The sequence below is a fragment of the Thalassobacillus sp. B23F22_16 genome (genome assembly GCF_043496955.1).
Classification (GTDB): Bacteria; Bacillota; Bacilli; order Bacillales; family Halobacillaceae; genus Thalassobacillus; species Thalassobacillus devorans_A.
Map to the genome: position 1 here is coordinate 61,264 of NZ_JBIEKD010000003.1, position 26,015 is coordinate 87,278.

Annotated in this window: 31 protein-coding genes; 1 reads left to right on the forward strand and 30 read right to left on the reverse strand. The window is 42.3% G+C overall.

The genetic code is table 11. The annotated features are described in order from the left end of the window. Positions 1-56 precede the first annotated feature (56 nt). The 29 genes from lhaT to ACGTNI_RS04255 form a co-directional block, all read right to left on the reverse strand. Positions 57-641, reverse strand: a complete 585-nt coding sequence (gene lhaT, locus ACGTNI_RS04115) for a lipoprotein heptaprenylglyceryl N-acetyltransferase LhaT (RefSeq protein ID WP_394460249.1) — start codon at positions 639-641, stop codon at positions 57-59. An 85-nt stretch (positions 642-726) separates the two neighbouring features. Beyond that, complete coding sequence (locus ACGTNI_RS04120) at positions 727-1,533, reverse strand: menaquinol-cytochrome c reductase cytochrome b/c subunit (RefSeq protein ID WP_085508684.1); 807 nt, start codon at positions 1,531-1,533, stop codon at positions 727-729. A 32-nt stretch (positions 1,534-1,565) separates the two neighbouring features. Then, positions 1,566-2,240: a menaquinol-cytochrome c reductase cytochrome b subunit gene (gene qcrB / locus ACGTNI_RS04125; protein WP_085508685.1), complete on the reverse strand. Its 675-nt coding sequence runs from the start codon at positions 2,238-2,240 to the stop codon at positions 1,566-1,568. Between the two features lie 2 nt (positions 2,241-2,242). Next, positions 2,243-2,752: a QcrA and Rieske domain-containing protein gene (locus ACGTNI_RS04130; protein WP_085508686.1), complete on the reverse strand. Its 510-nt coding sequence runs from the start codon at positions 2,750-2,752 to the stop codon at positions 2,243-2,245. Positions 2,753-2,883: 131 nt separating this feature from the next. Next, the gene (locus ACGTNI_RS04135; RefSeq protein ID WP_085508687.1) at positions 2,884-3,339 is read right to left on the reverse strand and encodes a YpiF family protein; all 456 of its coding nucleotides are present in this window, start codon (positions 3,337-3,339) and stop codon (positions 2,884-2,886) included. 85 nt (positions 3,340-3,424) lie between these two features. After that, positions 3,425-3,991 carry a ReoY family proteolytic degradation factor gene (locus ACGTNI_RS04140; RefSeq protein ID WP_085508688.1) on the reverse strand — a complete coding sequence of 189 codons (567 nt, stop codon included), beginning with the start codon at positions 3,989-3,991 and terminating at the stop codon, positions 3,425-3,427. Between the two features lie 21 nt (positions 3,992-4,012). Continuing rightward, the gene (locus ACGTNI_RS04145) at positions 4,013-5,281 is read right to left on the reverse strand and encodes a tetratricopeptide repeat protein (protein WP_394460253.1); all 1,269 of its coding nucleotides are present in this window, start codon (positions 5,279-5,281) and stop codon (positions 4,013-4,015) included. Positions 5,282-5,299: 18 nt separating this feature from the next. Beyond that, positions 5,300-6,175, reverse strand: a complete 876-nt coding sequence (locus ACGTNI_RS04150; RefSeq protein ID WP_085508689.1) for a hypothetical protein — start codon at positions 6,173-6,175, stop codon at positions 5,300-5,302. Between the two features lie 66 nt (positions 6,176-6,241). Continuing rightward, the gene (gene aroA / locus ACGTNI_RS04155) at positions 6,242-7,531 is read right to left on the reverse strand and encodes a 3-phosphoshikimate 1-carboxyvinyltransferase (protein WP_085508690.1); all 1,290 of its coding nucleotides are present in this window, start codon (positions 7,529-7,531) and stop codon (positions 6,242-6,244) included. 11 nt (positions 7,532-7,542) lie between these two features. After that, complete coding sequence (locus tag ACGTNI_RS04160; RefSeq protein WP_394460256.1) at positions 7,543-8,643, reverse strand: prephenate dehydrogenase; 1,101 nt, start codon at positions 8,641-8,643, stop codon at positions 7,543-7,545. Then, a complete protein-coding gene (gene hisC / locus ACGTNI_RS04165; RefSeq protein WP_394460258.1) occupies positions 8,640-9,746 on the reverse strand; it encodes a histidinol-phosphate transaminase in 1,107 nt (368 codons plus the stop codon). The genes ACGTNI_RS04160 and hisC overlap by 4 nt, the downstream gene beginning before the upstream one ends. Beyond that, complete coding sequence (gene aroH, locus ACGTNI_RS04170; protein WP_085508692.1) at positions 9,743-10,123, reverse strand: chorismate mutase; 381 nt, start codon at positions 10,121-10,123, stop codon at positions 9,743-9,745. Before aroH ends, hisC begins: the two co-directional genes overlap by 4 nt. Further along, entirely contained in the window at positions 10,120-11,199 is a 1,080-nt protein-coding gene (aroB, locus tag ACGTNI_RS04175; RefSeq protein WP_085508693.1) for a 3-dehydroquinate synthase, read from the reverse strand. The genes aroH and aroB overlap by 4 nt, the downstream gene beginning before the upstream one ends. Position 11,200: 1 nt before the next feature. Continuing rightward, on the reverse strand, positions 11,201-12,367 hold the full coding sequence (aroC, locus tag ACGTNI_RS04180) for a chorismate synthase (RefSeq protein WP_085508694.1): 1,167 nt from the start codon (positions 12,365-12,367) through the stop codon (positions 11,201-11,203). A gap of 277 nt (positions 12,368-12,644) precedes the next feature. Further along, complete coding sequence (ndk, locus tag ACGTNI_RS04185; RefSeq protein ID WP_085508695.1) at positions 12,645-13,091, reverse strand: nucleoside-diphosphate kinase; 447 nt, start codon at positions 13,089-13,091, stop codon at positions 12,645-12,647. Between the two features lie 90 nt (positions 13,092-13,181). Then, positions 13,182-14,156 carry a heptaprenyl diphosphate synthase component II gene (gene hepT, locus ACGTNI_RS04190; RefSeq protein WP_394460261.1) on the reverse strand — a complete coding sequence of 325 codons (975 nt, stop codon included), beginning with the start codon at positions 14,154-14,156 and terminating at the stop codon, positions 13,182-13,184. 16 nt (positions 14,157-14,172) lie between these two features. Further along, complete coding sequence (locus ACGTNI_RS04195) at positions 14,173-14,880, reverse strand: demethylmenaquinone methyltransferase (RefSeq protein WP_085508697.1); 708 nt, start codon at positions 14,878-14,880, stop codon at positions 14,173-14,175. A gap of 3 nt (positions 14,881-14,883) precedes the next feature. Continuing rightward, positions 14,884-15,678: a heptaprenyl diphosphate synthase component 1 gene (locus tag ACGTNI_RS04200; protein ID WP_254901834.1), complete on the reverse strand. Its 795-nt coding sequence runs from the start codon at positions 15,676-15,678 to the stop codon at positions 14,884-14,886. A 108-nt stretch (positions 15,679-15,786) separates the two neighbouring features. Beyond that, a complete protein-coding gene (mtrB, locus tag ACGTNI_RS04205; protein ID WP_371872035.1) occupies positions 15,787-16,011 on the reverse strand; it encodes a trp RNA-binding attenuation protein MtrB in 225 nt (74 codons plus the stop codon). A 167-nt stretch (positions 16,012-16,178) separates the two neighbouring features. Then, positions 16,179-16,451: a non-specific DNA-binding protein Hbs gene (gene hbs, locus ACGTNI_RS04210; RefSeq protein WP_037985717.1), complete on the reverse strand. Its 273-nt coding sequence runs from the start codon at positions 16,449-16,451 to the stop codon at positions 16,179-16,181. A 738-nt stretch (positions 16,452-17,189) separates the two neighbouring features. Further along, the gene (spoIVA, locus tag ACGTNI_RS04215; RefSeq protein ID WP_085508699.1) at positions 17,190-18,668 is read right to left on the reverse strand and encodes a stage IV sporulation protein A; all 1,479 of its coding nucleotides are present in this window, start codon (positions 18,666-18,668) and stop codon (positions 17,190-17,192) included. Positions 18,669-18,849: 181 nt separating this feature from the next. After that, complete coding sequence (locus ACGTNI_RS04220; protein WP_394460265.1) at positions 18,850-19,569, reverse strand: YphF family lipoprotein; 720 nt, start codon at positions 19,567-19,569, stop codon at positions 18,850-18,852. A gap of 23 nt (positions 19,570-19,592) precedes the next feature. Further along, on the reverse strand, positions 19,593-19,790 hold the full coding sequence (locus tag ACGTNI_RS04225; protein WP_394460267.1) for a DUF2768 domain-containing protein: 198 nt from the start codon (positions 19,788-19,790) through the stop codon (positions 19,593-19,595). Between the two features lie 283 nt (positions 19,791-20,073). Next, entirely contained in the window at positions 20,074-20,334 is a 261-nt protein-coding gene (locus tag ACGTNI_RS04230; RefSeq protein WP_062446391.1) for a stage VI sporulation protein F, read from the reverse strand. A 77-nt stretch (positions 20,335-20,411) separates the two neighbouring features. Beyond that, positions 20,412-21,446, reverse strand: a complete 1,035-nt coding sequence (locus ACGTNI_RS04235; RefSeq protein WP_085508702.1) for an NAD(P)H-dependent glycerol-3-phosphate dehydrogenase — start codon at positions 21,444-21,446, stop codon at positions 20,412-20,414. A 19-nt stretch (positions 21,447-21,465) separates the two neighbouring features. Then, the gene (gene der / locus ACGTNI_RS04240; RefSeq protein WP_394460271.1) at positions 21,466-22,776 is read right to left on the reverse strand and encodes a ribosome biogenesis GTPase Der; all 1,311 of its coding nucleotides are present in this window, start codon (positions 22,774-22,776) and stop codon (positions 21,466-21,468) included. A gap of 271 nt (positions 22,777-23,047) precedes the next feature. Further along, complete coding sequence (locus ACGTNI_RS04245) at positions 23,048-23,239, reverse strand: capping complex subunit for YIEGIA (RefSeq protein WP_394460273.1); 192 nt, start codon at positions 23,237-23,239, stop codon at positions 23,048-23,050. Then, complete coding sequence (locus ACGTNI_RS04250) at positions 23,239-24,129, reverse strand: YIEGIA family protein (RefSeq protein WP_394460275.1); 891 nt, start codon at positions 24,127-24,129, stop codon at positions 23,239-23,241. The genes ACGTNI_RS04245 and ACGTNI_RS04250 overlap by 1 nt, the downstream gene beginning before the upstream one ends. Next, the gene (locus ACGTNI_RS04255; RefSeq protein ID WP_394460277.1) at positions 24,126-24,728 is read right to left on the reverse strand and encodes a YphA family membrane protein; all 603 of its coding nucleotides are present in this window, start codon (positions 24,726-24,728) and stop codon (positions 24,126-24,128) included. Before ACGTNI_RS04255 ends, ACGTNI_RS04250 begins: the two co-directional genes overlap by 4 nt. Positions 24,729-24,832: 104 nt before the next feature. On the opposite strand from ACGTNI_RS04255, the gene ACGTNI_RS04260 reads away from it, so the two are divergent. Beyond that, positions 24,833-24,940: a YpzI family protein gene (locus tag ACGTNI_RS04260; RefSeq protein WP_085508707.1), complete on the forward strand. Its 108-nt coding sequence runs from the start codon at positions 24,833-24,835 to the stop codon at positions 24,938-24,940. A 39-nt stretch (positions 24,941-24,979) separates the two neighbouring features. On the opposite strand, the gene fni is transcribed toward ACGTNI_RS04260, so the two are convergent. Next, the gene (gene fni / locus ACGTNI_RS04265; protein ID WP_394460280.1) at positions 24,980-26,005 is read right to left on the reverse strand and encodes a type 2 isopentenyl-diphosphate Delta-isomerase; all 1,026 of its coding nucleotides are present in this window, start codon (positions 26,003-26,005) and stop codon (positions 24,980-24,982) included. Positions 26,006-26,015: the final 10 nt, after the last annotated feature.

The window sequence follows — 26,015 nt, forward strand, 5'->3', positions numbered from 1 at the left end:
CTTCTTCTAGGGTTCTCTAACCATTTTATGAGAAGAGGGACAAGATTAGACCTGCTTTACAAATAGGTTTTCTTCAGCCTTGGCCGCACAGCTAATACATAGGCTATACCGATACTTGCCATACTTAACCAAAATGTAAAATAACCAATAGGACTGATAAATTCCATCAACGGCCCATAGATTGGCATTTGTTCAAAAACATAATCAATAATGTCATTATGAACGGTCCACACAGCAGCGACAGCTAAATGTCTGATTTTCATTTGGTAATACGGAGCATATAACAGACCTTGGATAGCCATTGCCCCATGTGAAATAATCAACATATATCCCGTCCAGTGTAATGATCCTTCTACTATTAAGGTTAAAAAGTTCATGACCACTGCCCAAATTCCATATTTAAACAAGGTCACCATCGCAAGTGCACCGATATAAGGTGCTTGTTTTCCAAAATACATTATCAGCAGGAAAATCGTGAAGAACAGACTGGCTGTTGGGCTGTCAGGAACAAATAATAAAAATATCGGTTCTGTCTGCTCCAGTTGATAACCATACCAAATGTAGCCATATACGGAGCCAGCTAAATTAATTAAAAACAGGATAAAGATAAATGTCCGATTGGCTAATATGTTATAAAACAAGCAAGCCACCTCCGCCTTATGTAATCAAATTAACAAATATAAGAGAAGCCGCGCTAATGAATAGCGCGGCTTTCATCTTTTTTAATTAATGACCTTCTCCCCCGCTGTCTTCTCCGCCTTCGCCTTCACCAGCGTTAGCAATGAATTCAGCAAGCTGCTGTAATTCCTCATCAGAACCATTGAACATATCTGCAGGCATATTGCCGATACCATTGACAGCAATATCTTTGATTTCATCTACTGATTTCTCAGTTTCAATTAAAGATGGGTTACTGCCTTGTCCTTGTAACTGGTCCCCGTGACAGCTCAAGCAGTTTTGCTCATATATTGCGTAGCCAGGGTCTTCGGTATCAATTTCAGGACCTTCTCCCTCTTCTTGAACACCGTACTGTTCAGAGCGTTGTTCATAATCAACTTCTGATACAGATTCGTAAGTAAGCCAGAATGTTGCAATGAAACCCAGCAACATCAGCCCTGTAGCAATCGGTCGCTTTGTCGGATGGCGATCCGGGCCGTTATCCAAAAACGGAGCCAGCAACAATGCACCGAACGCCAAGCCAGGCATAACAATCGCACCTAGTACGATGTAATTACCACCGGCGAATTCATATTTCAGGAATTGATATAAGAATAAGAAATACCAGTCTGGTAACGGAATATATGATGCATTAGTCGGATCAGCCTGCTGTTCCAAAGGTGATGGATGTGCAGCAGTTACAATTAAAAATCCGATTAAGAAAACCGCTCCAACCAGCCACTCTTTTAATAAGAAATTGGGCCAGAAAGCTTCCGTACGACCCGGATATTCAGAATAATCTTTAGGTATGTTCGGTTTGCGTTCCGCCGGAATACGTGAGTCACCGACGAACTTCATGCCTTTACCCCTATGCACAGCGTTCCCTCCTTTTCACAAAAACTGTCATCTTATAGTGGTCCGGAAATACCTTGTTTACGTATCATAATGAAGTGCGCTGCCATTAAACCAAATAGTGCTGCAGGCAGGAAGAACACGTGAATAGCGAAGAAACGTGTCAATGTCTGGGCGCCTACGATTTGTGGGTCACCCGCAAGTAATGTACGCAAATCATCACCAATGAAAGGTGTTGCCGCAGCGATTTCCAAACCAACCTGAGTCGCAAAATAAGCTTTGTTGTCCCACGGCAGCAGGTAACCTGTGAAACCAAGACCAAGCATTACGAAGAATAACAATACTCCGACAATCCAGTTCAATTCACGAGGCTTCTTATAGGCACCCTGGAAAAACACCCGTAAAGTATGTAGGAACAACATTACGATAACCAAACTCGCACCCCAGTGGTGCATCCCACGGACGATTTGTCCATGTGCGACTTCTTTTTGCAAGTAATAAACAGACTCCCATGCATTTTCAATGTCTGGGACATAGTACATCGTCAAAAACATTCCGGATAAAACCTGGATGACTGTCACAAAAAATGTCAAACCGCCAAAGCAATATACAAATGCTGAAAAATGATGGGCAGGATTGACATGTTCAGGAACTTCATGGTCGGCAATATCACGCCACAACGGGGTGATGTCCATTCGCTCGTCGACCCAGTCATAAATCTTCTGCAACATGATTAAATCCCACTCCCTCTTGATATGGCTTGTCCAAGGTAAAGCATGCCTTCTTCCACTTTATGCTCATATACTGGTAGCGGAGCAGTTGGTGGAGTATTCGGTACGTTTACCCCATCTTTGGTGTAACGGCCGCCATGGCATGGACAATAGAATTCATTTGGAAACTGCTCTTGCGAGTTCCAGTCCACGGTGCAGCCCAAGTGTGTACAAATGGGAGAAAGGGCTACGATTTCGCCGTTCTCATCTTTGTATACCCAGGCATTTTTTTCAACCTCTGATTCATACCAGCCATCTTTCTGGTCTACTTTCCAGTTAAATCGCTGTGGTTCATTGGTTATTTCGCTCTCCTCCACAACAGCAGCAAAGTCACCTGCAGCTGACGGCTTCAATACTGGATCAATAGCAAAACGAACCATTGGAGCAAGCATTCCTGCCGCCATGAAACCGCCTACACCGGTTAACGTGTAGTTCAGGAACTGACGTCTGGATACTTGTTTTTTATCGCTCATATTTTTCCCCCCTCTATGCTGTAATCCATTATTCATGGATATTTTACACACAGTTTACTAGGACATTACCATGATAGCGCAAACTTATGTGCCGGTCAATAAATTATCGGTGAAACGAGAAAAATTTGTCATCACCAATAAGATCTTATCATTTCGGCAATTTGACTTACTTGCTCTTTAATGAAAGACTGTGCTTCTGAGCTTTGCAGGTTACCAGATTGTAACCCGGGCAGCCAGATGACCTCTCCATCGATATCCTTGCTCGCTTTACGCCAGTTGACATCAAATGTAAAAAGAAATACATGCTCGAATGGAAGTTCTGTAAATGCCTCAACCCAACGGTTAAGCCTGGCTGTCTCCCTATTAACTTCGCCAGATAAGTAATAATACTCCGGAAGTAATACTATCCTGCCTTTATATTCTTTTTCAATCTCGTTGACAAACATATTCAATAGTTCCTTTTGAAAAGCCTGTTTTTTCATCTGCTCGTCTTTTTGAGCCCCGAATGGTATTAAGGGTATAATCAGGGTGTCGATGTATTCTTTCGCCTCTACATATTGCGAAATATCATGATGGGTCCATTTCATCAATCATCACTATCCTTTCCAATCTTCCTACATTTTACTAAAAATCTGCAAAAATAAAAAACTGAATCGGGTACGATCCAGTTTTTTATTTCTCAGCAATTTCCGCTAATTCCTGCTTGACCTTTTTCAAAAGGGCCGAGACGCTGTGGAATGCATCTCTATCCCCATTATCAAGGGCTTCATCTATTTCACGCTCCAGCTGCTGCTTTTGGTGCTCCAAAAGACTGATGTCCAACAGCCTGCCTGCCAGCTTCTTATCTTTTGCAGTTAAATAATGATTGAGTGGTACGTATGGATTTTCTTCTAATACCGCTGCATACCGTGCTGATTGGTTTGCTTGATCGAAATTCAATTGTATATACAGAGGTTCCTCCTGGTTCAAGCGGATATCATGGAAAGACTTTTCGGCATCAGTCGTCATGACTTTATCTTTGTAGAATCGGAACGGTGGTGCTTTTACTCCCTGGGCACTAATAAGAATTCCTCTGGGACAAAACTCGACTTCATCGACAAAGTGGGCATGCTGCAGAATCGCTTCATGATTGATCAAGTAATTCAAGATCCATACGCTTTCTCTTTTCTTCAATTGATAATGATTTAAAAACCACCGGACAAAATCTTTTTTATCTTGAACGGATATAGGTGTTTCCATTTACACCCCTCCCACATCGTATTACGTGATATCCTCTTCACGATTCTCCAAACGATGAACGAAATCCTCTATGTCACTGTCAGTAGGTTCAATTTTCATATACTCTCGGAAAATACGGACGGCTTCTCCCATCCTCCCTTCTTCGACTAAGAAATAGCCATATTCTTTCAAAAAGACACTATCTTCTTTAAAGGAATTATATGCAACTTCATAATGATTTATAGCCTCGGAATATTGTTCTTCTATCTCATAAGCTTTGGCCAGCTCCCAGTGGTAGTTCGGGTCAGCTTCACCAAGATCAAGCAGATGCTCCAATAAATCAATGATCGCTTCATAGTCTTCATCTTTTTTGTAATTTTCTATTAAAAACAGGATGGCTTCTTTATATCCCGGATCTAAGCTGACTGCTTCTTTCATGGATTGATAGGCTTCTTCTTTCTTACCTTGTCGGTGGGCAAGCGTACCTGCAAGGTGATAGAGCTCTTTATTGAATTCGTCTTTCGCAAGGCCGCTTTGTGCCATTTGATAAGCTTCTTCCATCATACCCTCGCTCTCGTACGCCTGTGCCAGTAAAGGGTATACGGATTGGTAATAAGGGTCTCTTTCCACAAGATCTTCCCACACCTTTATGGCAATATCGGTACGGTTGGCCTGGAATGCTACAAAGCCATAACGGAATTTAATATCAGCATTTTCTTCTTCTACTTTTTGGAAGTGGGCCAGGGATTGTTCAAAGTCCCCTGTGGCTGCATAAGCCTCGGCAAGTCTTGCCGCCACCTCAATGTCTCCAATGATCGGCTCACGGCTGTATGCATTCTCATAAAACGGTATGCTCTTATTGTATTCCCCATTAGAAAAGGAGAGTTCTCCTAATGCGAAATCAATGACAGCTTCATTAGGTGCCGCCTGCTTGGCCGCCAGCAATTTTTGTTCAGCTACTTCAAAAAGCCCTTGGGATTGATAGAGATCGGCAAGCTGCATCAAAGACGGCAAATAATCTTCGTCTTCCGGGCCAAACTGATTCAAAAGTTCTATCGCTTCCTCATCTTCTTCCAAGTCGATATGAATTTCTGACAACATAATCTTCAATTCATTTTCTTTGGGGTATCGCTGACTCAACTCTTTAAGAATCATTTTCGCTTCTTCTAACATCCCCCACTGGATATACAACTCTGCGATTGTAAAACGTTCCTCTTCATCCGCTTCAGGCAAATAGGATTGTAATGTCTTTAATGCTTCATCTGTCCGGTTTGCTTCCATAAGCCGGACGGCTTGTTGTATTTCCTCCATATGGACATCCTTTCTCATCTATGCAAAATGCATCGGTATCGAAACCTTCCTGTGTTTCCCAATCATGTTATCATTCATGATCTCCTGATTCACTTGAACTACTTCTCCATTCATAATGGTAACGTCAGGAACAGACCCATGGTACCTGATTTCGGTTGGATCATCAATTACAGTGCATCCGTCATGTAAATGCAAATTGTAATCAGCCTGTCCACCTGGCATTAAATCACCCTTATATGGATATATTCCTGCCCTTCTAAGGTTATTGCTTGTCAAGGGGTGTTCCGTTATAGGATCTTTCAACGTAATCATATCACAATGTTCAACTGTTTTTTTCCATGCATCATATAATTTTTGTGAATCTTCCCCCTTCACCTTAATAAAAGGAGCAATAGGGATTCTTGTATAACTCTGCGCTTGTGCCAACCATTCCCAAGCGACATTTTCCATGTCTTTTTCTGTGTGTAACTCAACTAAGATAAAGGGCGCTTTTTGCATTCCGAAGAATCGAACCATAGCTGGAGTCAGTAGTCTAGGGGCAACGACAGGGGATATCATATAATCCATGGGTAATCCTGCAAGCATGTGAAGAAACGAATGATATTTTTGTTTGAATAGATGAGTAGTCGTGATTGGCAGCTGCACAAGTAATAAGGTACATCCACGGATAAGATAGTCCAAACTGAGTTTCTTCTTGTCAACAGATGAATATAATGGTGCAGAGTGATCGACCATGACATACCCTGGGGTAACGTGGTAGGCATCAACATTTAACTCAATCGGATGGGATGAAGAAAGGAACTTCCTGACGAAGCAATCATCCTCAACAAGCACTTCTTTATTAACCCAATTTTCTTTGTGCCAGGTCCGCTGATAAAAATAGTAAGCTCCCATACTTGTCCACCTCCGACAGGCTTTCTATAAGGTATGAGAGCTTGGGCTATTGTATGATTAGCTTCGTTATTTTTTCAAAGAATCTAAATCTTTGAAAAATCCAGGATAAGAAATGTCGATGCATTGGCCATTTGACAACACAGTTTCTCCTTTCGCTATCAGTGACGCTACTGCAATCATCATGCCGATGCGATGATCCATAAAGGAATCAACCTCAGCCCCTGTCAAAGAAGCTTTACCGTAAATAGTTAAACCATCCTCTTCTTCTTCTACCTCTGCACCAAAACTGCTAAGAACCTGTGCTACTGCCGCAATTCTATCAGTTTCTTTCACACGCAGTTCACCAGCATCTTTAATTTTTGTAACCCCACTTGCCTGAGTAGCCGCCAGCGCCAGGATTGGAAGTTCGTCTATTAAAGAAGGAATCATCTCCCCTTCAATCACTGCTCCTGTCAGCTCCTGGTATTTAATTTCCACATTACCGACCGCTTCTCCTCCTATTTGACGTGTTTCTTTTACAGTGATATCGGCTCCCATCATCTCCAGAGCTTTTATTAGTCCAGTTCTTGTAGGATTGATTCCTACATCTTCTACCAGAATAGAACTTCCTGGTATGATGGCAGCTGCCACCAGGAAAAAAGCTGCAGAGGATATATCCCCTGGAACAGCCAAGTCCGCAGGTTGTAATTGCTGGCCACCCTGAATGGTGATTTCTTTGTCCTGGATGGAAATCTCTCCCCCGAATTGTGGGAGCATTTGCTCTGTATGGTCCCTGGTTTTTACTTGTTCTATAATGGTTGTCTCTCCTTCAGCAACCATCCCAGCTAACAGTAACGCAGATTTAACCTGAGCACTTTTCACCGGCATTTCATAGGTAATACCTTGCAGGTTATTACCTGTAATCGCGAGGGGCAGTAAGCGACCCTTACTTCTTCCCTCAATGTTAGCCCCCATTTCCTTCAATGGACCTACCACTCGATCCATTGGTCTTTTTGATAAGGAAGGATCACCATAACAGGTAGTGAATAAAGGAAGGCCCGCCAGCAAACCTGTAACTAACCTTGCAGTGGTACCGGAGTTCCCAAAGTATACTGGTCGTTCCGCTTCTTTCAACGATTCCAGTCCATTACTCCTGATTGTCAGGTTTGACCCAGACTGGTCAATATCCACTCCTAATTCTCTAAAGACCTGAATAGTTCGCATACAGTCCTCACCTGATAAAAAATTCGAAATGTGGGAGGTTCCTTCTGCCAATGAAGAAAATATGACAGCACGGTGGGAAATGGATTTATCACCGGGCACTGATAGTTTACCGTCAATAGCATGTTCCATTGGTTTTAATGTAATTTCACTCATGGCTTGCCCTCCTACTGCTCTATAGTAACCTCGTAATCATGAGATTCAAGTAACCTTTTGCTTTCTTTCTGTTCTTCACTGCTTTGGAAACTAATCCGAAGCACACCTGTTATTCCTTCTCTGACTTCTAAAATTTCTATGTTTTTGATGGAAATATCATTATCTGCCAAGTGTTCAATGACATGAAGCAACGCCCCTGGCTGATCATGGATATCAACATAGATATCATAAAAAGATGGAATTGCTCCCTTTTTCTTTGCAGGCAAACCATCACGATAATGTTTAGCTTCCAGGAGATAATTTTCTGTAGCTGTCCCATCACTGGTTGATAAAAGAGTTCTCACTTGCTCCATTTCTGTGATCCAGTCATCAAGCATGGAAATCAAGACCGCTTTGTTCTGAAGGAAAATATCTCTCCATAACACGGGGTTACTGGAGGCGATTCTTGTAATATCACGAAACCCGCCGGCTGCCAAATCTTCTAAAAAAGGATGAGTTTTTTGCCAGTTACGTGCCTGATGGACGAGAGAAGAAGCGATCAAATGAGGAAAGTGAGAAATGACCGCCGTCATCTCGTCGTGTTCTTCCGTTGTAAAAACTAAGAACCTTGCTTTAGCAGGCGACAGCACTTCCTTAATCCTGGCGACATCTTGTTCATCTGCCTTCGATGAAGGAGTAAGTACATAGATAGCATTTTCAAACAGGTGCCCTTTTGCTGCCTGCAGCCCTTGTTTATGTGACCCCGCCATCGGGTGTCCACCGATAAAGGTCACAGCAGGGTTTGTTATTTTTTCAGCCTGATTCATTATTTTGCCTTTTACCGATGAAACATCGGTGACCAATAAATTCTTTTCCAATTGTATTTCATTTAATTGAGCCATATATCCTAGTGTCATTGGAATGGGGGTAGCAATAATTAGTATATCCGCCTTTTGAACGCCTGAGATGAAATCATCACATATTTCATCAACGGCACCTTTTTCAAGTGCTAATCGGCACGTTTCATCATGGGCATCCATGCCAAGCACATGAAAATGCCGGCGGGACCGGATACTCATGGCAAGGGAACCGCCAATTAACCCAAGTCCCGCAATCATTACCGTTTCTTTCACTTTTGCGCACCTGTCTTCTTAGAAGAAAGAAAATGACTGATTTCATCCTGGATTTGTTCCATGATTTCCTTGCTTCCAATAGTAAGACGGATGCTATTAGGTATGCCAAGTGCTTCACCAGAACGGACAATAAATCCTTTACTTAATAAATGCTCAAATATGGCATCCCCACTTACAGGCAGATTGATAAGAAGGAAATTGGCCTGGGAATCAAAATAACCTAGTTCATGCTCATCACAAAACTTCATCATCGTTTCACGATTGCTCTTATTGCGTGCAACCGATTCGTTTAAGAATTTATGATCATCCAAGGCTATCATGGCAGCAGCTTGTGCAATAGTGGAAGTATTGAAAGGTTCGCGAGCTGGATCCAGCTGATGAATGACAGCTGTTTGGGCGACACCATACCCGATCCTTAACCCTGCCAACCCGTATGCTTTTGAAAAAGTCCGCAATACAATTAGATTAGGGTGATTCGCTACACCGGAGATAGCATCGTAATAGTCAGAAGCGTCCATGTATTCGTAATAAGCTTCATCCACTACCACCAATACATCGTCAGGACACCGTTCTAAAAAGCTTTCCATATCCGGTTGTGAAATATGAGAACCTGTTGGATTGTTCGGCGTGCACAGCCATACCACTCGCGTATGCTCATCGATTTCGTTAATCATCCGATCTAAATCATGATAGCCATCGACAACTGGCACTTCCCGTATTTCAGCACCTTCAATTAATGCGTTATGCTTATACTGCGGAAAGGTTGGGGTGGCCATAACTGTATTAGTCCCTTGCTCCAGATAAGTTCTGCAAATAATTTGGACAATTTCATCCGATCCATTTCCAAATATTAGTTGAGCAGGATCTACATTCAACTTCTCACCCAGCTTTTTCCGCAATTCAGCGGCATAACCATCTGGATATTTTTCTAAACCGGCAACCAGATCAGGAAGCTCTTTTTTAACCTGTGGAGAAAAGCCAAAGGGATTTTCATTCGATGCTAATTTGACAATTTCCTTTAGACCATATTCCTTTTTCACTTCTTCAATTTGTTTCCCAGGTTTATAAGGTTTCATGGTTTTTAAAATTTCTTTTGCTTTCATGACAATTCTCCTTTCGGCTTTTGCAAATCAGGTCGTAACTTACGGGCATTATAATGATAAATATGTTCTACCTGATCCTGCTGCAGCTCGGTTTCTGCCGTGACCATCACTCGAACACATTTGGGAAGTGCATCAGGGACTTTTATTTCCTGCATACACATAACAGGCACATAAGTCCATCCCTCTATCTTCCGAAGTGATTTTGCCGGAAATGCCGCGTTCAAATCAGCTGTCGCTGAAAATAAAACCGAAACGACATTTTTAGCTTCCACTTTATTTTTATCTATCAGGTCCATCATCATTTCATACGCTCGTTCAACGATTTCTTCTCGATCATTAGTCTGTACTGTGGTTGCTCCTCTGATCCCCCTGATCAACAGCTCATCACCTCTTCTTTAAAACGATTTAATAATTCAGTCAGTTCTGTTTCTTTTATTTCCCTCATGACTGGCTTTCCCAGTTCCTCTAATAACACCATATTCACCTTACCCGATGTTGATTTTTTATCTTTTTTCATACGGTCTACTAATGAACTGGTATCTAAGTGAGTTAAAACATCTAACGGATATCCTTGTTTACCAAGCCATCCATATAAGTTTGCTATAGGCATGGCTGCCTCCAACTTTTCCTGGCTGACATACATGGCAAACAATAAACCGATCGCTACTGCTTCCCCATGTGTCACATGTCCATAACCCGCTTCCGATTCTATTGCATGCCCGAGTGTATGACCCAGGTTCAGATATTTTCGGATTCCAGTCTCTTTTTCATCTTGTTCGACAACGGAAGCTTTGATCGCTATTCCTTTTAATAGGTGCTCTTCCAGTACCTCTGCTATTGCCTCACTGCCTAGTGATCTAGAAGTTACATCTTGAAATAAATCCGGATCATCCAGACACCCGTGTTTAATAATTTCTGCATAGCCTGAACGTAATTCATGATAAGGTAAGGTCTGCAATGTCTCGACATCATATAAAACCTGAACCGGGCTATGGAAACATCCAATCAAGTTCTTTCCAAGTGGGTGATTGATAGCAACCTTGCCGCCGACACTGCTGTCATGGGCAAGTACTGTGGTGGGCATTTGAATATAGTCAATACCTCGCATATAAGTAGCAGCAACAAACCCAGCTAAGTCGCCAACAACTCCACCTCCCAGAGCTATGATTAATGATTTTCGATCAAGACCGTTTTCTATACATGCAGTCAATAATTCTTCATAGTGGCTCATCGACTTGGCTTGTTCACCTGCAGGAAAAATGACTGTATCTACAGGCATTCCCGACAAAGAATGCTTCACATCTTCCAAGTATAGTGGCGCTACCTGACTGTCAGTAATAATCATAACGTGAGAATAGTTTTCTTCGATAAGACTGCCGACTGTATGGCGAAGCCCTTTACCAATCTGTACCTTATAGGAGTGGTTACTCGCGTGTATGGATAATTCCTTCATGCTAAAATCTCCTTACCTCTTCCCGGTATGCGTCAACCGCCTGTTTCATTCTAGGAAAATAATCCCCAGGGAACTGTTCCATCATCGCGCGAGCCAATTCAAAGGCCACTACATGTTCCATAACCACCCCTGCTGCTGGTACGGCACAGGAGTCGGACCTTTCAATGCTGGCAGCAAAAGGCTCTTTCGTATCGATATCGACACTTTGCAGGGGTTTATATAGAGTAGGAATTGGCTTCATCACACCCTTTATTACCAGTGGCATGCCCGTTGTCATTCCACCTTCGAAACCGCCTAGACGGTTTGTCTTACGGTAATAACCACGTGACTCTTCCCACGCAATTTCATCATGTACCTTACTGCCATTTCTCCTGGCTGCCTCAAAACCGATTCCGAACTCTACACCTTTGAAGGCATTGATACTTACGACACTTCCAGCAATACGGCTATCCAGTTTGCGGTCATACTGAACATAGGAACCGACTCCAGGAGGCATACCTTCCACATACACCTCTACAACTCCACCAATCGAGTCTCCTTCTTTTTTCGCCTGATCGATCGCATCCATCATCTCTTTTTCCGCTTTCTTATCCAGGGTTCTTACAGGAGAAGCTTCTGCGATATCAACCCGCTCTTCCAATGTCATAGATTCATCAAAGCTGCTCACTATTCCTGCTATTTCTCTGACATAGGCTCCAACCTTAATGCCAAGTTCATTTAGCAAAACTTTAGCCACAGCTCCTGCAGCCACCCGGGCAGCTGTTTCCCTGGCTGAAGAACGTTCCAGAACGTTGCGTAAGTCTCTATGCCCGTATTTCATGCCACCATTAAGGTCGGCGTGCCCCGGGCGCGGGCGTGAAATTGTCCGGCGAACTTCTTCATCATCAGGGATGGGATTTTCACCCATGATATTTCTCCAATGTTTGAAATCATCATTATTGATGACGAGTGAAATCGGGGAACCCAAGGTGTAGCCATGGCGTACCCCCGCTGTAATTTCTACTAAATCTTTTTCTATTTGCATACGACGTCCACGACCGTAGCCTCCCTGGCGCCGCAACAAGGATTCATTTATTTGGTCATTTAAAAGTGGTAAATGGGATGGTATTCCTTCAATAATGGTAGTTAGTTGTTTTCCGTGTGATTCTCCAGCAGTCAAATAGCGCATGGACGTCCCTCCATAGTATAAATTTTATGTTCTACTATATCATATCTTAGCAAACTTGTGTGCAATAAATTTTTTAATAGGTTAAAACATAAAAGCGATAAAGCGAGCAGGTATTGGCCAAGACATAATTAATCGGGTTTTATACCAGGCTCTCTGTAGGAAAATCCCAAGTATTTAAAAAATCCTTTTCCCATCCGTCAGAAATAAAAAAAGCTTGCAGAGAAATCGATTTCTCTGCAAGCGGCTCGTTCTTCCCAAAGAACGTTTTTAAATTGGTTTAGTAAACCCAGTTATTATCATTTTTATCATAAGTCAGGACTTGTTCTTCATCAAAGAAAAGGGAAATTTCACGTTCAGCACTTTCCGGTGAATCAGATCCATGAATGACGTTTTTCCCTACAGTTACGCCAAAGTCTCCGCGAATAGTTCCAGGTATAGCATCTTGAGGATTTGTTTTACCCATCATCTGACGAGCTGCAGCGATTACATTTTCCCCTTCCCATACCATTGCAAATACAGGACCTGAAGTAATAAAGCCAACCAATTCACCAAAGAAAGGCTTTTCCTTGTGCTCCCCGTAATGCTCTTCCGCAAGTTCGGAAGGAATGTTCATCAACTTTGCTCCAGCAAGCTTGAAACCTTTGTTTTCGAATCGGGAAACAATTTCTCCAATTAAATTACGTTGTACACCATCAGGTTTAACCATTAGAAAAGTTTTTTCCATCCTTAACACCTCATCATTATGTATTTGTGTAAGCGCTTAAAAACGTCACCGAAGAAAATTTTAACAGATTCCAACGGTGGTGGCAATCTGTTAAGACTTTCTTTTACCAATATATTTTGCGATCCCGCGTAATGTTTGTTTCGCTCGACCTGCCGGCAGCACATCAAGTGCTTGATAAGCTTTTTGCAAATAACGGTCACTGAGCTCCAGCGAACGATCCAGGGCGTCCCCTGCCTTAATCTTAGTTATGATAGGAGCGATGTCTTCAGGAGTCAGTTTTTCCGTATCTTCCTGGAATAGCAGGTGCAGCTCTGAGGCTATCCCTTCATCTTCCATTGCATAGAGTACTGGCAGGGTAATATTTCCTTGTAATAAGTCACTTCCGGCAGGTTTGCCCAATTCTTCTTCCGAAGCAGTGAAGTCCAATACATCATCGATGATTTGATAAGACATACCCACAAAGTAGCCATAACGATAGAGAGCCCGCTCATATTGGCGCGAGGCCTCCGAAGCGATGGCTCCAAGCTGGCAACTGGCCGCGATTAAGAGGGCGGTCTTCCGTTTGATGCGAAGCAGATAGTCTCTTATATTCTGATCCAGTCGGTATTTATCTTTCACCTGTTCAATCTCCCCAAGACACAACTCTACCATTGTCTTTGCGAGTACTCGATGGGCATGTGGGTCTTCCAGAGCGGATAAGGACTCTAATGAACGTGCAAATATGTAATCTCCCGTATACATGGCTATTCTGTTATCCCATTTCGCTTTGATCGTCGGCTCCCCTCTTCTCAACTGGGCATTGTCAACAACGTCATCATGGACAAGCGAGGCCATGTGAATAAGTTCCAAAGATACGGCCACTGCCTCCATACGATCTAAGCGATAATTTCCGAACATTCCTCCCAATAAAACAAAAACAGGACGGATCCGTTTCCCTCCTGCGGCTAATAACTGGGTAGAAGCTTCACGTAATACAGGGTGCTGGGCTTGTATCGTGTTATTGATAGACTCTTCGATTTTCGCTAAATCTTGTTTTAAAAAAGAATAGATCATAGCTAACTTCATGGTGCCCACCCTTGTGTTATGATAATTTTTCTCCCATATGCATTGCTGCAACTCCACCGGTAAAAGATTTAACTTTTATATTACTTAACCCGGCTTCCTCAAACATCTGTTTCAATTCCTCTTTCCCAGGAAAATCTCTTGCAGATTCGTGAAGCCAGCTATATTCCCGATAGCTTCGAGCAAACAATTTACCGAATACAGGCATGATGTACTTGAAATAAAAATAATAAGCTTGCCTGAAACCAGGCATTGTCGGCTGGGATGTTTCCAGACAAATCACTTTACCCCCTGGTTTGACGACCCTTGCCATCTCCTTTAAAACTTGAAGATAATCCGGCACATTACGCAGCCCGAAGCCGATTGTCACATAGTCAAAACTATTATCTTCAAATGGTAGATCCATCGCATTACCGTGTTCAAATTCGATTTGACTCATACCATACTCCAATTTCTTTTTAATTCCGACTGATAACATATTATGACTGAAATCAAGTCCGATCACTTTCCCATCTTTACCTACTTTATCAGCCAGGGCCACTGTCCAATCCCCTGTGCCACAACAGACATCCAGGGCTTTTTCCCCTTTCTTGACGTCCATTTTATTCATGACATCTTTACGCCAGGCCTTATGCCGCTGAAAGGATATGACTGAGTTCATCACATCGTAGCGTTGATAGATTTTTTCAAATACATGATGCACGCGTTCTTCTTTGGTCTGTGGCATGCTTTATCCCTCTTCTGCGAATTGTTTCGTGTAATTATGGTCGTCCAAGGTTGAATGAACGTATGATTTTAACTGGTTAAAATGTAAAGGAAGCTGTGAAATAGTCATTTCCAGCCGTGAAATATTCTTTTGAATGATATTTTCTACCGTGTTCATCATTTGATTATAGCTAGTATTTGTCCTTGGACTTTTCAACAATAGATCAAATAGCGGAGAGAATCCGTTCTTTTGAATATTTTTCTTCTCATTCAACAGCTTTTTAGTAAGGAGCCATTCACCAGCTACATCATTAATGGTGGTCCGTTGAACATAGGATGCGACACGCTGAATCAACAAGGATTCAATATCTCTCAAACCGTTCATGAATTCCTGGAACGATCCTACATCTTTGTAGTACAGTTCCATTTTTTGCTCATTGATATCTTTAATGGCAGAAGCCAGCGTATGGATCATTGGAATATCGTCTAACTGAGATAGTAAATAATAATACATCCCACTATAATAATCTCCGGCCAACACTGTCAGCTGACGGCTGCGGACCGTCTCCTGTTCTTCGTCTTCATCCGTTAAAGTGACAAGGTCATGGGTATCCAACGCTACTTGAACGAGCATGGTTGTTATGATGTATTGCTCTTTTTTAACTTCAGGTAATGTCGTATCATCCATAATGGAAGATAAAAGCATAAGCTTGTCCTCATCAATTACCGGTTCAGGAATGAATTTCGATAAAAAAGGATGGCGAACTTTAGCAATTATTTTTTGTTTTAGCGTTTGGATTTCATGTTCAACATTGCTCACCTGGATCACCTGAGTCCTTTCTGAAAGGCGTTTACAACACAAGTATTATAGCATAATTCGTTGTAGAATGCCTCCGTTATGTATGAAACAACTAAGTAAACATAACCATTAATCCGCTTCGTTCGTCACTTCTCCATGACTGGTCTGGATTAATGCTTTTCCTCTAATTTTAACAGCTGAAGTATGCTCGGTGAATTGAGCAATCATCACTTCATTTTTATCGAGTTTCTCCGAGTGATGAAATCTGGTGTCGGTGCCCCTGGTCAATCCTATTACATTGACCCCGTCCTCTAAAGCTTTGATTACAAAGAAATCGTTTCCTTTCAAATCCACTTCAAACCACTCCCCTTATTCTGTAAATTTAATATCGCTTACATTGGATAGAATGTCAATTTTTCCGTTTCCTACAGTCTTTATTCTGGCTAGGAAATCACAATTGATACCATGAAAAAAAGGGTGCGCAAATGGCACCCTTTTTTCCACTTGCCCTATGTAGGAAATTACTTAACAGCATCCTTAAGGGCTTTACCTGGTTTAAACGCAGGGACTTTGCTGGCAGAAATTTCAATTTCTTCACCAGTTTGAGGATTGCGGCCTTTACGGGCAGCACGCTCACGTACTTCAAAGTTCCCGAAACCAATCAATTGTACTTTGTCACCATCTTTAAGTGAATCCATGATTGATTCAAATACGGAATCAACTGCTTTTGTAGCATCCTTTTTAGAAAGATCAGCTTTTTCAGAAACAGTGTTGATTAGATCTGTCTTGTTCATGATATTCACCTCCTCTCGGGCGATAATCCATTCTCAGGGCTCTCCATAATGGATGCACTGGAACATTTAATTTGAACAAGCTGTCATCATTGATTTGATGACATGCCTTATATTAAACGAGATTTCAGTGAAATTCAATAGAGAGTTGCACCAAAACCGCTTAATACCGCAATTTCTACCGGTTAAGCACCCTTGCGGTACATGAAGCGTACCATATTCATTTTCAGGATGCAAGAAACGTGCAGGCCTTGGTATGACAGCGTTTATGCGTTTTTCAACAAAGGCTCTCTACGATATTACGACACCCTGCTTTCAATCTCCTGCTAATTCGAAAATTTTTTTTCAAAAACACTGAAAAACTAAGGCTTGCCGCCGCGTACATATGGCGAAAGCCTTAGTATATTATACGTCAACCATATAGTCTGTTAAACGTGGTTATTGATTTTTCATAAGAGATTCATTCAAAAACAGGGCCAAAAAGACGAAGACTTAATTTCGAGAAATCAAAGGTTCTTTATCATAATAGAGTCAGGGCTGGCTGGGAAACTACTCGCTTTCCGAGGAAGCTCACCGTACGCCCATGGAAAGCGAGTGATTTCCCGGACCTCCAGAGGCACTCATCCGTAACGGAAACAACATATCTTGAAATTTATTCTTCAACAAAAATCAGCTTAGATGTAAACCTCCACTGATATTAATTAAAAGCATCCAATAAAAAAACGGCCCTCTCAAGAGCCGTTATAGTATAATTGCAATCATTCCGCCTTGACCTTCGTTAATGATTCTTTCAAGCGTTTCTTTTAATTTATAGCGGGCATTCTCCGGCATGAGTGATAATTTAGCCTGAATTCCTTCTCGTACGATTGAACTGAGTGAACGACCGAAGATGTCAGAATTCCATATTGATAATGGATCCTCTTCAAAGTCCTGCATTAAATAGCGGACAAGTTCCTCACTTTGCTTCTCTGTTCCGATTATCGGTGAAAATTCCGAATGGACATCAACTTTAACCATATGGATGGAAGGAGCGACCGCCTTCAAACGTACGCCGAACCTGGAACCCTGTCTGATTATTTCTGGTTCTTCCAATGCCATGTCATGGAGCGTTGGAGCAGCAATTCCATACCCAGTTTGCTTTACCATGTTAAGTGCTTCTGCCACTTGATCATACTCTCTCTTTGCATGTGAGAAGTCCTGCATAATTTGTAACAGATGATCTTTCCCCCGGATTTCTTCCCCGACAATCTCTTTAAGTACTACATCGTATAAATGATCCGGGGCCTGGAGGTCGATTTCAGCTACACCTTCCCCTAATTCCATACCAGAAAGGTTTGCTCTTGAAATATATTCATAATCATCGAAATGACCAACTACCCGACTGACATCCCGCAGACGTTTGATATCCTGTACTGTTTCTTCAATGGCAGATTGGAAGTTGTTCCTTAGCCAATGCCCCTCTTCCAATACCATTACCCAGCTCGGCAGGTTGACGTTTACTTCCAGGACAGGGAATTCATATAACGCCTCTCTCAACACATTGTTTACATCGTCTTCCCGCATGGCTTCCACGGATAAAGCAATGACAGGGATATCATATTTCTCACTCAGTTCCTCCCGTAGTAATTCTGTATCCTTGTGATAAGGCTGCACAGAGTTGACTACCATGATGAAAGGCTTACCAACCTCTTTCATTTCCTCCACAATTCTTTCTTCCGCTTCGACATATTCACTGCGTTCAATTTCCCCGATGGTGCCATCGGTCGTTACTACTACTCCGATCGTCGAATGATCCTGAATGACTTTTCTTGTACCAATTTCTGCAGCCTCGTGGAACGGAATAGCCTCTTCATACCAAGGGGTGTTAATCATTCGGGGCCCGTTTTCATCTTCATATCCTACCGCCCCTTTAACTGCATAACCTACACAATCTACCAGCCTGATATTGACGTCCAGACCTTCATCCACAGCAACAGAAACAGCCTGGTTCGGGACAAACTTAGGTTCGGTAGTCATGATCGTTTTCCCGGCAGCACTTTGTGGCAGCTCATCCATTGCCCGTTCACGATCAGATTCATCTGCCATTTGCGGCAGAACCACCAGTTCCATGAATTTCTTGATGAATGTGGATTTACCTGTACGGACCGCCCCGACAACACCCAGATAAATATCTCCATTCGTCCGTTTGGAAATATCTTTGAAAATATCGACTTTTTCCAAAAGATCCCCTCCTGATCTGCCTCGACTCATAAAACTTATACGAGCTATGACATTATGATTCTATGTTGTTGTCCTAATAGAATATGACTGTTTTTTTCACCTTTTTCTACAACAAAAAAAGCATAAGGAACCGGCCAGTTGATCTGTCCAGTCTCTTATGCTTATGATATATTTATTTCCTCTATGCCTCCGACATAAAAACCGGCTCACCATCTTCTATCGTATACGGGGGAGAATATACCGGCACAAATGGTGAATGATCCACCAATAAAAATCTGATATCATCTCCTGGCTGATAATCATGATCTTTATTTTGAATATAATTATATAAATCTTTTCGGTAGTCCACCACTAACTCTCCGCCTCCTGTAATATAGACGGGTAATGGCTCCTGAGAGTAGGGACTGGTGACCGTCAACGGCGCATCCAGACCGAGCTTTTCATAATCCAAATCAAATATCCCCTTGGAAACTTGAGATTTATAAGGAGGATATTGGTTGTTTTGCTCATAACGATTGAGCTGTGACCTGATCGAACGAAGCTCCTCGGTAATACGCAAATCTATCAATTTGACGGTAGGATTGTCCTCCGGGTCCACTAAAACATACTGGTAGACACCCCCATTTTCAAAGGCATTACCTGGTGTCTCAGAAATAAGACTCTTTTCTTTTAATTTATTAAAATCGATAACATACTTCTGGAAGATCGGTGTGTCTTGTTCTTTCGTTTTAATCGGTAATAGCCCTTGTTCTTGTTCATTATAGGAATCGATCGCTCTTTGAACATTCTCAAGCTGTACCTCATTAGGAACGTTATTTTTGGAAAGACGGTCATTGGGATATAAACAACCTGTCAAAAGGAATAATGTCAATAAAGCTACAACGATACCTTTGATTTTCATAAATTAGCCTCCCTTGCCAGCTACTAACCGGTTGGTCCGCTGAAAACGATGTAAAAGATAATCAACCCGGATAAAATCATAAATATGTAGGCTAGAACCGCCACAACCCCCGCCAGAATCCCTTTTAATTTGTACCGGCTCAGCATAATGAGCCCAATGGCCAGAAACATAAAAATGATGCCAGCAAAAGATATATACATATTCAACATGGAAGTAGACATTTATATTCCCCCAATCGTCTAACTCTGTATTCACCTCAGGTATTATACCATAGTGGTTGTCCGATTCCCCAATGAATGCATAAGAAATGAGACTGCAGCAAGATCTTATTGGAAAATTTCTATCTGTTTAGACAGGTATTTTTCCACCCGCCTATTTTCCAACAATGAGCCTGTTGCAGCCCCTTGACTAAATAATCCCCACGGCAGCTCAAATAGAATGGTTGCTGCGAGTTATCTTATGCAGTTGATGGGATGCCCGTATAATCACATGCCCAACCACCGTTTATTTTTTAAACAGTTGGTTCAAACTGTTCATATCAAGCGGCATATTTTGGTTAATGATCGCCTTAACGATTTTGTCTTCCTTTTCTTTAGAAACTGGTTTATTAGCCATCCTTGATAATTGTCTCACTAATTGACGGATTGTCTTTTCATCTGAAAAATCAGCGTTTTTTACTGAATCGGCTACTTTGAATATTTCATCAGGCGATACATTTGATTTCTTTTGAATTTGATCAAAAAGATTCCTTTGAAAATCACTCACTCAATGTCCCTCCTCGTGCATAACATTCAACATATCATATGCATCAGAGGGTGTATTGTGAGGGATTAACAAGATGTTTATGGCTGTTCGCCTAATAAATTACTCAAGTCTTCCATTTCATGTCGTCTGCCCCTGGTCATCAGTTGGTCGACGACATCTTTTGGTTTTGCATCTTCAAAAAGTATACGATAAAGGCCATTCGTAATCGGCATCTCTACCTGCTGCTCTTCAGCAAATTGGTAGGCGGCTTTGGTCGTTCGTACTCCTTCCACGACCATTCCCATCTTATCAAGCACCTCTTCTAAATCATTCCCCTTGCCCAATAAGTTGCCCGCTCGCCAGTTCCTGCTGTGAGGGCTGGTACAGGTGACAATCAAATCACCAACTCCTGATAAACCAGCAAACGTCAATGGATTGGCGCCCATTGCCACTCCGAGCCTCGTGATTTCCGCAAGACCCCTGGTAATCAGAGCTGCCTTGGCATTATCGCCATACCCTAGACCATCCGATATCCCGGCACCAAGGGCTATGATGTTTTTCAGAGCCCCGCCCAGCTCCACGCCTACCAAATCAGGAGAGGTATAGACACGGAACCTTTCGTTGATGAATAGATCCTGGACGGCTTCGGCTTTTTCCAGATTTTCTGAAGAGACGGTCACCGTTGTCGGCTGACGCCGGCTAACCTCTTCCGCATGACTCGGCCCGGAAAGGACAACAATTGCCTCGTACAGCTTATCAGGCATTTCCTCTGCTATCACTTCCGAAACCCGCTTATAAGTAGAAGGCTCAATGCCTTTTGATGCATGCGTAATCGTCACTGGGTGATCGATTACCTCTGCTAATTGCTGGCACACTTCCCGCATTGCTTTGGTGGGTACTACCAGTACGATATGAGATGCACCATAGACCGCTTCAGCCAAGTCATGATGAGCTTTAATAGACGAAGGGATGGTAACCCCTTCTAGATATTTCGGGTTAGAATGTGTGCGGTTCATCTCTTCTGCCTGCTCTTTTCGATGTGTCCACAAACTGACATCATGCTTATTATCTGCAAGTACAAGAGCTAAAGCTGTGCCCCAGCTTCCGGCACCAATTACTGCTACTTTTTCCATCGTCCTTCCGCCCCTTTCTTTAATTACGTCTTCTGGCAAATATTTTAATAGGCGTACCTTCGAATCCAAAGGCTTCCCTGATGCGGTTTTCTAAAAAACGTTCATAGGAAAAATGCATCAATTCCGGATCATTGACAAAAACGACAAAGCTTGGCGGCTTTACAGAAACCTGGGCCGCATAAAACACTTTCAATCTTTGGCCCTTTACGGTTGGGGCAGGGTTCATAGCCAATGCATCCATAATCACTTCATTTAAAATATTGGTCTGAACTCGTTTGGCATGATTTTCACTAGCCTTCAGCACTTGAGGCAGCAGTGTATGCATGCGTTTTTTCGTTTTTGCAGATAAAAACACGATAGGGGCATAATCAAGGTACTGAAAGTGTGCCCGCACTTTTTGTTCAAACTCTTTCATGGCTTTTTCGTTTGTTTCGACAGTATCCCACTTGTTCACGACAATGACGACTGCTTTCCCTGCTTCATGCGCATAGCCGGCAATCTTTTTATCCTGTTCGATAATCCCCTCTTCAGCATCGATCAATGTCAAAACAACATCAGAACGTTCTATTGCTTTCAGTGCGCGGAGGATGCTGTACTTTTCTGTGGTTTCGTAAATTTTTCCTTTTTTCCGCATTCCTGCTGTATCAATGATTACAAAGTCTCTTCCTTCTTTTTCAAAAGGAGTATCAATAGCATCCCTGGTAGTTCCAGCTATATCGCTGACAATCACTCGTTCCTGACCAAGCAAAGCATTGACTAAGGAAGACTTACCTACATTCGGCCTTCCTATCAAGCTGAAACGAATCGTATCATCATCTTCTGACTCTACAACTTTTTCAGGGAAATGGTCTACAACTGCATCCAGCATATCTCCCAAACCAAGTCCGTGAGTACCTGATATTGGATAAGGTTCACCAAAACCAAGAGAATAGAACTCATAAATATTTTCTCTCATCTCCGGGTTGTCAACTTTGTTTACCGCAAGTACTACCGGTTTGTTGGACTTGTAAAGTATTTTTGCGACTTCCTCGTCCGCTCCCGTAATACCATCCCGGCCATTGACCATAAAAATGATGACATCTGCCTCATCAATGGCCACCTGAGCCTGCTCCCTCATTTGTACCAGCAATGGCTCATCACCAATTTCTATCCCACCGGTATCAATGATGTTGAAAGTAGTGTTCAGCCATTCTCCTTGAGCGTAAATACGATCTCTTGTAACTCCTGGAATATCTTCTACGATGGATATTCTTTCACCAACAAGGCGGTTGAATATCGTTGATTTACCTACATTCGGTCTGCCTACGATGGCTACGACTGATTTTCTCATGAAAGGTAACATCCTTTCTGCCTGACATTATATCTTTATTTTTTGAACTCAAAGCAGTTTATCAGCATGCGTGATATGCAATATACGACATTAAAAAAAGGAGGGAACTTCAAGAGATGATTGCCGGCGCATGATCATCCTGCCGGTGTCACCCTTCTCTTAGAGTCAACCCCCCTGACTGACTATCCACTTTATTTTGCAGGAAAAGTCTCCTTTTCCATACTTTGTACGTAACTATTCTAGCAAACAAGTTGTCAAGAGACAATCTTTTTCAATGTTTTACGATGACATACAAATCTTTACATAATGCATGGGCAATGCCATCGATAATGGCTTCCAGATTAGCAGCTACCATTTCTAATTCTTCCTGGGTCTCACAGTAAAATATCGGCATGCCGCCCCCAACCCTATCTCTTGAATGGTCCGTCGTGACAGCAGCTAAAATAGACTTTTCGATATTCATTAGTTTTTACCCTCCATTTCCGGTCGGGTTTCTGATGGCATACGGATGGCATTCTCTAAGACTGGCACAGCTCCAATCGCTTTGATGGCACGGTCAATATCCTGATCCTGCGGTAATATGAAGACACCGATTCTTCCATCGTCTAAATCCCTTTTGATCAATGGGACAAGTGCAGGCGTACCGGAGTCCCTGAACACTCCTAAGGTAACTGATACATCATGAAGAATAGCTTGTCTCTGGCCAAGATTGGCGATGGTTGAACGAACATTGAAATTCTTTGGTTCCAATACAAAGCCCATGCCATATTTTAAAACCTCTTCCTGTCTGTCCGGAAGTCCGATATTCATGATATAAATATTATCTACATATAAGCCTGCTCCATCAAAATGCGGCTTTACATATTTGATATTTACAATGTCCTTTAAAGTAGAACCGGTCATTAATTTTTTCGAAATTAAGTATAATACCACCGCTGTAGCGGCTGCAGCCCAAATATTCACAGCTAAATAAACCAAAGTGGTCAGTAATGAAGTAATAATAACCAGATAATTTCGACCTTCAAAAGCTACGGCTATGCCTTCGATATACGTCTTGCCTCGAGGTACCAGTTCAAATTCATCCAATCCATTCATCGTATTTCTTTCCATGTTACGCACTTCACGGAATTGAGAGGCAGCCAGTGTGAGAAAAGTAACCGCCGTAAATTCCTTTTCCATAATCGAAGGCACAGCAAATGTGCCCAGGGAAGCCGCAATGAACCCTAAGGAAATATGAATCACCTTACCATGCAGGTAGGTGGGATATTGGCGATAATCCGTCCGTAACATGAGGAGTCTCATCCCCGTACCTACAATGATTCCGAATAAAATAGGATAAGTATATTCATTCATTGCCCAAAACGCTCCGTTCTCCATTTTATTTTATATGCCGCTTTCATAACCTTTTGTTTAAGATGCTGCAAGGCAAGCAGCACAAGCGAGAGAAATACCCCTTTTATCAAGAACAACAGATCACTAATATGGCCTATAGAATGCATCAGCCCATAAGAAGTCAGGATATAGCCACTCAATAAATTGCCGGTGGAGGCAACAAAAACGTACATCATCATACGCTGCCACGGATGTCTGGTCATTACTGATAGCAGCATCAGGAAAAGAATCATCACAATTGTCTGGGCAGGAAATATCAACCATACAGGATTTATAAAAAGAAATAAATGGATACCAGCAAGCATGATACCGAATGTCACCAGATAACTCATCTGCCATAAATTGGCCTTAATTTTAAAGAGAAACAAAATTGCGCTTGCCCATATAAACACTAATGCCAAGGAGAGATTTGTTTCTGCCAGGGACAGATAACGTTCGGAAAGCATGAGAAAAATCAGCAGTCCAGTGGCAAACCTTGTACGCCAATAATCATCCTCATAAAAAAAGACCACAGCTATCCACACCATCCAGCTGAACCAATAAAATAATGCTGTTTCCACTTGTCCTACTCCCTTTCTTTTTAACATTATGGATGGAAGCATAAATATTTAAACCTCATAGATTAAATTTGCCCGGGAATAATAACGAGCGAGGAGGGATAGCAATGGGAAAAGATCGTCAAGAATCAAAGCTAAAAAAAGAAAGAAGAGTAGAATCAGACCGTGATGTCAAAAAAGCAAAAAAAGGTACTACTTCTGTTGAATCGAAATGAAAAAGCTGCCTCTAAAGTTACTACTTTAGAGGCAGCTTTTTAATGGCTGCGTTGGGCCATCCATTCTTTTGTTTTACCTGTCAGAATATAAGCTTTTCCAGCTAGCGCATGCGGTTTATCCGCATGAAGCAGCATCATCGTCACTTTCAGTTCATGATGGATAGATTCAATGCGTTCTATCAGTGCTTCCTGCCCCGAAGTGACTAATACCTTCAACAACCCTCCGGCCATTCCGAACATTTCAGCTCCTAAGATAAGTGCCTTTGCTCCATCAAGCCCATGCCTGATTCCTCCGGAAGCAAAAATGTGAGACCCAGGATAAGTACACTGAACTTCCAGGAGAGAGACCGGGGTAGGTATTCCCCAGTTTTCAAAGACATGTAAGGGGTTCTCTCTTCTCTGGTTTTCCACTTTAGAAAAGTTAGTGCCGCCGCGCCCTGCCACATCAATATACCGGACACCTGCTTCTTTCAATAAAGCAGCAGATTCCATAGACATACCATAGCCAACCTCTTTGACAATAACGGGTACTGGGAGTCGAGCAGCAATCTTCTCTATGTTATTCAACCGTGCCGAAAAGTTTCTATCCCCTTCTGGCATGATCAGCTCCTGCAGTGTGTTTAGATGGATCTGTAAGGCATCTGCTTCTAACATATCGACCGCCTGATTTGCGTGCTCAAGGCTAGCTTCGCTGCCTAAATTAGCGAAGATAACACCCTTTGGATTAGATTTACGAACAACTTCGTAACTTCTTTTTTCTTCCGGGTTTTTCAAGGCGGACATTTGGGAACCAACAGCCATCGCAATTCCTGTTTCGGCAGCAACCTCAGCTAACTGCCGATTGATATCTTCTGTTTTCTTTCCACCGCCACCCGTCATAGCATTGACAAAAAGAGGCGAACTTAATGAAAGTTCGCCTACTTCTATATCTAATCTCAGGTCATCCCACGATAAACCGGAAATGCTCTGATGAACGATTTCAATATCATCAAAGTGGTTTTGTGGTTCTCTGGAATGACTTAGTGCATGACGTATATGGTCGATTTTACGTTTTTCTCTCGACATATCTTTTCAC